The following is a 6,152-nucleotide window of genomic DNA, read 5'->3' as shown; positions in this document are numbered from 1 at the left end:
CATCGGCGGTGTGCTCTGCGTCGAGCTGGGCTCCCAGGCCGCGCACGCCCGCGCCGGGGTGAACGGGTCGTGAGCTGGGTGTACCTGGCGCTCGCGATCGTCACCGAGGTCGCGGCCACCCTGTCGCTGCGCATGGCGTCGCAGGGCCGCTCCCTCTGGTACGTCCCGGTGGGCGGCGGTTACCTCGTCGCGTTCACCATGCTCGCCCTCGCCCTCGCCGAGGGCATCCCGGTCGGTGTCGCCTACGGCATCTGGGCCGCGGTCGGCGTGGCGCTGACCGCCGTCGCGTCGCGGGTGCTGTTCAAGGAGCCGCTGACGAGGGTGATGGGGCTGGGCATCGTGCTGATCATCGCGGGCGTGCTGCTCATCGAACTGGGCGGCGCCCACTAGTCCAGGCGGAAGCCGTAGGGCAGCTCCAGCCGGTGCGCCGCCAGCAGCGCGGTGTCGGCGAGGATCTCGCGGGTCGGGCCGTCGGCCACGACCACGCCCTCGTCGATCACGACGCTGCGGGTGCAGAGCTGGAGCGCGTACGGCAGGTCGTGCGTGACCATCAGCATCGTGCGGTCCAGCCCGAGCAGCACCTCCGCCAGCTCGCGGCGGGCCACCGGTTCGAGGTTCGCCGACGGCTCGTCGAGCACCAGGATCTCCGGGTCGCACGCGAGCACGGTCGCGAGCGCGACGCGGCGGCGCTGGCCGCCGGACAGGTGCAGCGGCGACCGGTCGGCGAAGTCGCCCATGCCGACCGCGTCCAGCGCCCGGCGCACCCGCTCGTCCAGCTCGGCCCCGCGCAGCCCGAAGTTCGCCGGGCCGAACGCCACGTCCTGGCGGGCCGTCGGCATGAACAGCTGGTCGTCGGGGTCCTGGAACACCACGCCCACGCGGCGGCGGATCTCCTTGAGGTTCGCCCTGTCCACCGGCAGGCCCGCGACCTCGATCCGGCCCGACCCGCCGCTGATCACGCCGTTGAGGTGCATGACGAGCGTGGTCTTGCCCGCGCCGTTCGGCCCGAGCAGCGCGACCCGCTCACCCCGCCGCACCCGCAGGTTGACGCCGAACAGCGCCTGGTGGCCGTCCGGGTACGCGTACGCCAGGTGCTCCACCAGCAGCGCGGGCGTCGTGGACTCGACCACTCGGACGGGCTGGGGACTGCTCGACCCGCTCATCTCCGGCATCGTGCCAGTCCAGCCGCGCGACACCATCGCCAGGTGCACGCGCTCGCCGCGCTCGTAGGAGCGGATGAACAGGCTGCCGATGCCGCGCGCGGTCGCGCCGACCTGCCAGAGGAACCTCGGGTCGTGGCCGCGGGAGATGCGCGCGATCCGCATCCGCTGGGCCTCCCCGACGATCACCTCGCCGTAGCGCAGCATCAGCGTCGCGATGGTGATCAGCACCGACGGCGTGCGCAGCCGCTGCAAGCCCAGCAGCAGGTCGTGCGGCGCGGTCGTCGCGGCCAGCGTCAGCGACACCAGCACGCCGAGCGTGCCCTTCGCCAGGATGTTCCACCCGGCCAGCGCGCCCTCCACCGACACCGCCACCCCGAGGAGGTCCACGCGCCTGCCGTGGCCCACCAGCGGCAGCAGCACCGCGAGCACCACGAACGGCAGCTCGATCAGCGCGCGCGAGGCGAACCAGCTCACCGGGACCCGCGCGACCTGCCACACCGCCACGATCGCGAGCAGGTAGACGCCGAACGCCCAGAACGCCTCGCGCGGCGTCGCCACCACGCACAGCACGGCCACGAAAGCGCCGACGATCTTGAGCTGCGGCGCCAGCCGGTGCACCGGCGAATCGCCCGCCCGGTGCAGGACCCCGTGCCCGGCGCCCACTACTTCTCTTGCGGGGTGCGCTTGCGCAGCAACCAGAACAGCCCGCCCGCGAGCACGAGCGTCACGACCACGCCGAGGATGCCCGCCACACCGGTGAAACGGTCGTCACCACCCACCGCGTAGTCCGCGAACAGTGAACCGCTCAGCGGGCTCTCCTCCGCGTGCTCCGCGATGCCGTGCACCTCGGTCACGTGGTCGAGCCCGTCGGGGTTGGAGTTCGCGAAGTACGACACCACCCCGGCCAGCAGGAGCGAGACGACCGCGAACCCGACGAAGAACCGCTTCACGCCCTCAGCTCCAACTTCTGCTCTGTCCCGCGCAGCAGGTACACCAGGTCCGGCCGCACCGCGGTCACGGCCGACACGGTCGCCGCGGTGATCAGGCCCTCGCCGATGCCGATCAGCACGTGCACGCCGAGGACCGCGCCCGCGACCGTGCCGAACGCCACGCCGCCCTGGCCGCCGATCGCGTACTCCAGCACGAACCCGCCGGACGCGACCACGGTGTTCACCAGCGCGGACACGAACGCCACCGCGGCGATCCCCGCCCTGCCCCGTCGGGCGAACCGGCGCAGCGACACGGCGACGAGGTACCCGACGGCGGTGCCGATCAGCGCCATGTTGGTGACGTTCGCGCCGAGCGCGGTCACGCCGCCGTCGGCGAACAGGAGGGCTTGCAGCACCAGCACGATCGTCACGCACAGCGCGCCGACCCACGGTCCGACCAGGATCGCCGCCAGCGCGCCACCGAGGAGGTGGCCGCTGACACCCGGCAGCACCGGGAAGTTCAGCATCTGCGTGGCGAACACGAACGCCGCCACCAGACCCGCCATGGGCGCGGTCCGGTCGTCCAGGTCGCCGCGCGCCTTCGCCAGCGCCACCCCGACGCCGACGACCGCGACCACGACGAACAGGAGCGAGGTCGGCGCGTTCAGCAGGCCGTCGCTCATGTGCATTGCGATGGTTTCGGACACCAGGTCACGGTAGTTGCCACATACCGGTTGTGGCCATAGCAGTGCAACAACCGGTGTCGGACGTTCACCACACCGCCTGCGACGCCCTTTCCGCCTGTCAGGCGGTCACAGCGCGGCCTGGACCGCCGCGGGCGCCTCCAGCGCCTCCAGCTCCGCCCGCGCGCGCTTCGGGCCGACCACCCGCATGCCCGCCCGCGCGCAGCGGCGCACGACGTCCGGCTGCTCCCGCAGCAGTCGCAGTCCTCGTCGCGCGAGCACCGGGACGGGTTTGCGGGCCTCGGCCACGTCCCGCACGAACCGCCGCGCGAACGTCACCAACGCGTTGGGGGACAACACGATCGCGTCCACGAGCACCCCGGCGGCCCGGCACTCCTCGACGAGCCGGTCGGCGAACAGGCCCTCGGCGATGAACGCGGGCGCGTCCCCCAGCACCACGGCGTGGCACCCGGTCCGGCGGCTCTCGCTGAGCGAGTACGTCGGCGCCTCCACCCGGCCGGTCCGCGCCAGTTCGACCACCGCGGCGACTGCGGCGGCGGTGTCCCACGAGTCGGGCGCGTCCCAGTCCGCCAGCCCCGTGGCGTCACGGGGGAGCAGCGGATCGTCGTCGTCGCGGTAGAAGTCGTCCAACCGCAACACCGGCCAACCGAGGTGTGCGGCGAGGTGGGACTTGCCCGAGCCCGAGGGGCCCGCGAGCAGCACGGCGCGCGCGTGAACGGGGGATGACGGCACGGGGCACCATTCTGGCACAACGAGGGGCGGTCCGGGTGCGGTGACCTCGGCGGACGGCCCTACGCCTCGGAGGCGTCGAGCCTGCGGAGGCAGACCTCCGCCGGGAACCTGCGCAGGTCGACCCTCGCGAAGGCCGCCCGCTCGACCTCCAGGGTGAGCAGGGACGCGCCCCCCGCGCGACCCTCGACGCGCACGGCCGCCAGGTGCTCGTCGGCGTCGAACAGGTCCCGCGCGACCAGCAGGACCACCTGGCCGACCAGCGACCGGTACAGCTCGGCCACCTCCCGCTCGGACCTGGCCACCCGCACCTCCCGGTCGGACGCGGGATCGTAGGTGAAGGACCGCGCGGTCGGGACGACGTCGCGCGGCGGCAGTTCCACCCGAACGGCCGCCGTCTCGGCCTCCGGGGTGAACACCGCTTCCGCCCGCCTGGGGAACCCCGACGGCAGCGGGACGGCCGCCAGCACCAGCCCGAGGTGCCGCTCGACGGCCTCCGGATCGCGGCGGGCCAGCTTCCGGCCGAACTCGTCGAGGCCCCGGTTGTGGTCGGCGGCGGCCTTCTCGACCCGCTTCCTCTCCTCCTCGTGCCGCTCGCGGAGCTCCGCGACCCGACGCACCCGCTCGGCCTCCTCCTCGTCGTGGCGCCGGACCGCCTCGTCGAACGCGGCCCTCGCCGCCGCCAGCCCCCGGTGGTGCCGCGCGCGGCCGAACAGCCTGCCCAGCGCCCCCTGACCCGCCGGTTCGAACTCCCGCCAGGTCGGCGCGCGGCGCGGTTCGGCGAGGTCACCCAGGTCGAGCGGGGGGATCCACGCCCGCTTGCGCAGCAGGCGGAGGTCGACGCGGGCGGGCCTGGCGACGCCCGTCGCGAGGATGGACCGCAGTTCGGCCACGCGGTTCACGACGTCGGCGGTCTTGCCCACCGCGGTCATCTCCCGGCCCGCCAGGTACCGCTCCCGCTCGCTCGCCACCAGTCAGCCCTCCAACGGCCCCGCCGGGGCGTGGGAGCCAACGCCCCGCGCCCGAGCCGTCTCCGGCACCGGCCGGGACCCAATACTATCCGCGTCCGGGCGAACACCCACCGTGCGACTTCGCGTCCTGCCGGACCTCCCCGGTAGGTTCGAACACGTGAACGAAGGGCTGTTCGACGAGGGCTTGTTCGGCGCCACCCCCGAGGAGCGGGAGGCGCGGATCGCGGCGAACGCCCCGCTGGCGGTGCGGATGAGGCCCGCGTCGCTGGACGAGGTCGTCGGGCAGGACCACCTGCTCGGGCCCGGCGCTCCGCTGCGGCGGCTGGTCGAGGGTGCCGCGCCCGCGTCGGTGATGCTCTACGGGCCCCCCGGCACCGGCAAGACGACGCTCGCCACCCTCGTGTCGCGGGCCACCGGGCGGCGGTTCTCCGCGCTGTCCGCCCTGTCCGCGGGCGTCAAGGAGGTGCGGACGGTGATCGACGAGGCGCGCAAGCGGCTCGTGCGGTCGGGGGAGCAGACCGTCCTGTTCATCGACGAGGTGCACCGGTTCTCCAAGACCCAGCAGGACGCGCTGCTGGGAGCCGTGGAGGACCGGATCGTGCTGCTGGTGGCCGCCACCACGGAGAACCCGTACTTCTCCGTCGTCTCCCCGCTGCTGTCGCGGTCGCTGGTGCTCCAGCTGAAGCCCCTCACCGACGACGCCGTGCGCGAACTGGTGCGCCGGGCCGTCGCCGACGAGCGCGGCCTCGGGGGCCGGGTGTCGGTCGCGCCGGACGCCGAGGACCACCTGGTGCGGCTCGCGGGCGGCGACGCGCGGCGGGCGCTCACGGCGCTGGAGGCCGCGGCGGACTCCGCCCTCCAGGAGCAGGACGGCGTGCTCGACCTGCCGCTGCTGGAGGCGACGGTCGACCGCGCGGCGGTGCGCTACGACCGCGACGGCGACCAGCACTACGACGTGACGAGCGCGTTCATCAAGTCGCTGCGCGGGTCGGACGTGGACGCGACGCTGCACTACCTGGCGCGGATGATCGAGGCGGGCGAGGACCCGAGGTTCATCGCGCGGCGGCTGGTGATCCACGCCAGCGAGGACGTCGGCATGGCCGACCCGACCGCCTTGCAGACGTGCGTGGCCGCGGCGCAGGCCGTGCAGCTCATCGGGCTGCCCGAGTGCGCGCTGAACCTCGCCCAGGCCACCGTCCACCTGGCCACCGCGCCCAAGTCGAACGCCGTGACGACCGCGATCGGCGAGGCCATGTCCGACGTGCGCAAGGGCGCGATCGGCTCGGTGCCCGCGCACCTGCGCGACGGTCACTACTCCGGCGCCCAGAAGCTCGGCAACGCCGTCGGCTACAGGTACGCCCACGACCATCCAGACGGCGTTGTGCCGCAACAGTATTCGCCAGACGATCTGGTGGGGGTCGACTACTACCGCCCGACGAATCACGGTGCGGAGCGCGAGATCTCGACGCGGCTGGACAAGCTGCGCGCCATCATCCGCCGACCGCGCTGATCTCGCACTCCGTCATCTCTTGACACTCCGTACTTGATTTTCTACCGTATTAATCAACCAATGCATTGATCAAAAGAAAGGTTGATTATTGGCCAGTGATGAGCACGCCGCGGCACGGCTGGATCGTGCATTCATGGCGTTGGCGG

The 6,152-nt window shown here is 73.0% G+C and carries 7 protein-coding genes and 1 pseudogene; 2 read left to right on the top strand and 6 right to left on the bottom strand.

Annotated elements, in window-relative coordinates; all coding sequences use genetic code 11:
• Nucleotides 1–69: 69 nt before the first annotated feature.
• The gene (locus AC156L_RS42490; protein WP_330882219.1) at nucleotides 70–390 is read left to right on the top strand and encodes a DMT family transporter; all 321 of its coding nucleotides are present in this window, start codon (nucleotides 70–72) and stop codon (nucleotides 388–390) included.
• Here AC156L_RS42490 and AC156L_RS42485 read toward each other — a convergent pair.
• The 6 genes and pseudogenes from AC156L_RS42485 to AC156L_RS42460 all read right to left on the bottom strand — a co-directional run bounded on the left by AC156L_RS42485 (nucleotide 387) and on the right by AC156L_RS42460 (nucleotide 4,496).
• The gene (locus tag AC156L_RS42485) at nucleotides 387–1,163 is read right to left on the bottom strand and encodes an energy-coupling factor ABC transporter ATP-binding protein (RefSeq protein WP_330882313.1); all 777 of its coding nucleotides are present in this window, start codon (nucleotides 1,161–1,163) and stop codon (nucleotides 387–389) included. The two genes, AC156L_RS42490 and AC156L_RS42485, sit on opposite strands and share 4 nt — an antisense overlap.
• Before the next feature lie 21 nt (nucleotides 1,164–1,184).
• Nucleotides 1,185–1,781: pseudogene (gene cbiQ / locus AC156L_RS42480) on the bottom strand (cobalt ECF transporter T component CbiQ); the annotation flags it as partial.
• 44 nt (nucleotides 1,782–1,825) lie between these two features.
• On the bottom strand, nucleotides 1,826–2,113 hold the full coding sequence (locus tag AC156L_RS42475) for a PDGLE domain-containing protein (protein ID WP_330882221.1): 288 nt from the start codon (nucleotides 2,111–2,113) through the stop codon (nucleotides 1,826–1,828).
• Nucleotides 2,110–2,799, bottom strand: a complete 690-nt coding sequence (locus tag AC156L_RS42470) for an energy-coupling factor ABC transporter permease (protein ID WP_330882223.1) — start codon at nucleotides 2,797–2,799, stop codon at nucleotides 2,110–2,112. The genes AC156L_RS42475 and AC156L_RS42470 overlap by 4 nt, the downstream gene beginning before the upstream one ends.
• 105 nt (nucleotides 2,800–2,904) lie before the next feature.
• Complete coding sequence (locus AC156L_RS42465) at nucleotides 2,905–3,528, bottom strand: uridine kinase (RefSeq protein ID WP_330882225.1); 624 nt, start codon at nucleotides 3,526–3,528, stop codon at nucleotides 2,905–2,907.
• 59 nt (nucleotides 3,529–3,587) lie between these two features.
• Nucleotides 3,588–4,496 (bottom strand): hypothetical protein, encoded by a 909-nt coding sequence (locus tag AC156L_RS42460; RefSeq protein ID WP_330882230.1) that lies wholly within the window; start codon nucleotides 4,494–4,496, stop codon nucleotides 3,588–3,590.
• A gap of 157 nt (nucleotides 4,497–4,653) precedes the next feature.
• Between AC156L_RS42460 and AC156L_RS42455 the strand changes: the two genes are divergently transcribed.
• Nucleotides 4,654–6,006 (top strand): replication-associated recombination protein A, encoded by a 1,353-nt coding sequence (locus AC156L_RS42455; RefSeq protein ID WP_484407850.1) that lies wholly within the window; start codon nucleotides 4,654–4,656, stop codon nucleotides 6,004–6,006.
• Nucleotides 6,007–6,152 lie beyond the last annotated feature (146 nt).

It is taken from the genome of Umezawaea sp. (genome assembly GCF_057122925.1).
This window is presented reverse-complemented; position numbering and strand designations above follow the sequence as displayed.